The sequence below is a fragment of the Microbacterium sp. genome, assembly GCF_032084865.1.
Lineage (GTDB): Bacteria > Actinomycetota > Actinomycetes > Actinomycetales > Microbacteriaceae > Microbacterium.
Genome location: NZ_DAMDLU010000213.1, coordinates 1 through 3,108 on the forward strand (window position 1 = coordinate 1; position 3,108 = coordinate 3,108).

Annotated in this window: 3 protein-coding genes; 1 reads left to right on the plus strand and 2 read right to left on the minus strand. The window is 68.3% G+C overall.

The window, feature by feature from the left end:
- Positions 1-238: 238 nt before the first annotated feature.
- Together RT309_RS14510 and RT309_RS14515 are read right to left on the minus strand one after the other, a co-directional pair.
- The gene (locus RT309_RS14510) at positions 239-478 is read right to left on the minus strand and encodes a helix-turn-helix transcriptional regulator (protein ID WP_313358172.1); all 240 of its coding nucleotides are present in this window, start codon (positions 476-478) and stop codon (positions 239-241) included.
- Positions 475-1,119 (minus strand): DUF2975 domain-containing protein, encoded by a 645-nt coding sequence (locus RT309_RS14515; protein ID WP_313358173.1) that lies wholly within the window; start codon positions 1,117-1,119, stop codon positions 475-477. Before RT309_RS14515 ends, RT309_RS14510 begins: the two co-directional genes overlap by 4 nt.
- Before the next feature lie 239 nt (positions 1,120-1,358).
- Between RT309_RS14515 and RT309_RS14520 the strand changes: the two genes are divergently transcribed.
- Positions 1,359-3,108 (plus strand): ATP-dependent Clp protease ATP-binding subunit (locus tag RT309_RS14520; RefSeq protein WP_313358175.1); only part of this gene is annotated, 1,750 nt, incomplete at its 3' end.

A 3,108-nucleotide genomic window follows, 5' to 3' on the forward strand; every position in this document is an offset into this window, starting at 1 on the left:
GGCGCCCGGGTGGTCGGGCCATCGGGCGGCGGGGCGGGAGGTCGGACAGCGGGGCGGGAGGTCGGACAGCGTGGCGGGCGGGCCCGGCGCGCGGCCTGACCGCGCGACGATCGTCGAACCCCTCGACGCGTCGGCCTGCAGCTCCGGCTTCGGCATGCTCACCGACCGATTCGGCTCACCTGGCGCTTCAGCGTTGATGCCTGACCTGCCGCGCCTCGGAGCTGCGCGTGACACCAGGTCAGTCACGCGAGGTGAGCACGAGCAGATCGCCGACCTCGCAGTCGAGCGCCTCGCACACCGCACGCAGAGTCGAAAAGCGGATCGCCCGCGCGCGATCGTTCTTCAGCACCGACAGGTTCACGATGCTCACCCCCACCCGTGCGCTCAGCTCGGTCAGCGTCATGGAGCGCTCTGCGAGAAGCTCGTCCAGGCGGCAGTGGATGCCCGTGAGCTCGTCGTCGATATCTGCAGGCGTCACACCAGTCCCTCCGTCTCGCGCTTCAGCTGCTCGCGCTCGTTCTGCAGTCGGTCGCCGACCACGAACACCGAGCCGACCACGGCCAGAGCGAACGCGGCGAGCACGAAAGTGAACGGCTCGACCGAGATCACGGCCGTGTCGAAGGGGCCGTCGATCGCGTTAGCCATCGCCGCGTTCGCGAGCATGTTGTCGAAGAAGTGCGCTGCCGCGGCACCGACCAGGCCGACTCCGCCGCCGACCGCGACGAGCCGCGTGTTGGCCTTGCCGAACACGCGCCCGCGCAGAATGTTGCGGCTCAGGGCGATCAGGCAGGCCACCACGACGACAATCGTGGCGCCGAAGGCCAGCTGGCCCAGCACGCCGGGCACCACACCCACGGCGTCGAGCCCCTCTACCGTGATGACGCCTCTATCCAGCTCGACCGGGATGGTCGTGGCGCCGATCCGCGCATCGGCCGTCGTGCCGATGAACTCCACCAGAACCTCGACCGGGCCGCCACCGACCAGTTCGACGATGCGGACGGCGACGTTCCACACCGTCCACGCAGCGATCGCCACGCCCGCTATGACGAACAGCGCCAGGCTGACCGTGTCGCCCCTGCTCAGCGTGCGCTCCGCCGGAGCGCCGTCGGTGGTCTTCATGTTGACTCCATATCGATAGTCGTTGTTATTGGTAATCGTTAACATAACGACTGTCGATATGCATCGTCAAGAGGTGATGGCATTTCCGCTCGTTGACATCCCCGCGCCCGCCATAAGTGGGCATCCGTGGCTCGGGGGTATGCCGACGGCGAACACGGGCATTCCACCCCGCTGCGGTCGTTACTCTCGATGTACACGGCGCCACCGCCGCTTCGCCCCGCGCGAAAAGGAGTCACAGCATGTTCGAGAGATTCACCGACCGAGCCCGCCGGGTCGTCGTCCTCGCCCAAGAAGAGGCGAAGATGCTCAACCACAACTACATCGGCACCGAGCACATCCTGCTCGGCCTCATCCACGAGGGCGAGGGCGTCGCAGCCAAGGCGCTGGAGTCGCTCGGCATCTCCCTCGACGCCGTGCGCGAGCAGGTGCAGGACATCATCGGCCAGGGCCAGCAGCAGCCGACCGGCCACATCCCTTTCACGCCGCGCGCGAAGAAGGTGCTCGAGCTGAGCCTGCGCGAAGCGCTGCAGCTCGGCCACAACTACATCGGCACCGAGCACATCCTCCTCGGCCTCATCCGCGAGGGCGAGGGCGTCGCCGCCCAGGTGCTGGTCAAGCTCGGCGCCGACCTCAACAAGGTCCGCCAGCAGGTCATCCAGCTGCTCTCGGGCGCACCCGGCCGCGAGACGGCCTCGGTGGGCGCCACGACCAACGAGAACCAGCAGTCCACGCAGGGCGGCTCGCAGGTGCTCGACCAGTTCGGTCGCAACCTCACCCAGGCAGCGCGCGACGGCAAGCTCGACCCGGTCATCGGCCGCGAGAAGGAGGCCGAGCGGGTCATGCAGATCCTCTCGCGCCGCTCGAAGAACAACCCCGTCCTGATCGGCGAGCCCGGCGTCGGCAAGACCGCCGTCGTCGAGGGCCTCGCCCAGGCGATCGTCAAGGGCAACGTGCCCGAGACCCTCAAGGACAAGCAGCTCTACTCGCTCGACCTCGGCTCGCTCATCGCCGGCTCCCGCTACCGCGGAGACTTCGAGGAGCGCCTGAAGAAGGTTACGAAGGAGATCCGCACCCGCGGCGACATCATCGTCTTCATCGACGAGATCCACACCCTCGTCGGCGCGGGCGCCGCAGAGGGCGCGATCGACGCCGCATCCATCCTCAAGCCGCTGCTCGCCCGAGGCGAGCTGCAGACCATCGGCGCCACCACCCTCGACGAGTACCGCAAGTACTTCGAGAAGGATGCCGCGCTCGAGCGTCGCTTCCAGCCCGTGCAGGTGAGCGAGCCGACCCTGCCGCACGCGATCAACATCCTCAAGGGCCTGCGCGACCGCTACGAGGCGCACCACAAGGTGCAGATCACCGACGGCGCCATCGTCGCCGCGGCGAACCTCGCCGACCGGTACGTCTCCGACCGCTTCCTGCCCGACAAGGCGATCGACCTGATCGATGAGGCGGGCGCGCGTCTGCGCCTCAGCATCCTCTCGTCCCCGCCCGAGCTGCGCGAGTTCGACGAGAAGATCGCGAAGGTCCGTCAGGACAAGGAGGCGGCGTCCGAAGAGCAGGACTTCGAGAAGGCCGCGGCTCTGCGCGACCAGGAGAAGGAGCTGCTCGGCGAGCGGCTGCGCCTCGAGAAGCAGTGGCGTTCGGGCGACGTCGCGACCCAGGCGGTCGTCGACGAGGGCCTGATCGCCGAGGTGCTCGCCCAGGCGACCGGCATCCCGGTGTTCAAGCTCACCGAGGAGGAGTCCAGCCGGCTCGTCTTCATGGAGAAGGCGCTGCACCAGCGCGTCATCGGCCAGGAGGAGGCGATCGCGGCCCTCAGCCGCACGATCCGCCGCCAGCGCGCCGGCCTGAAGGACCCGAAGCGCCCCAGCGGCTCGTTCATCTTCGCCGGCCCCACCGGCGTCGGCAAGACCGAGCTCGCCAAGGCACTCGCGGAGTTCCTCTTCGACGACGAGGCCGCGCTCATCTCGCTCGACATGAGCG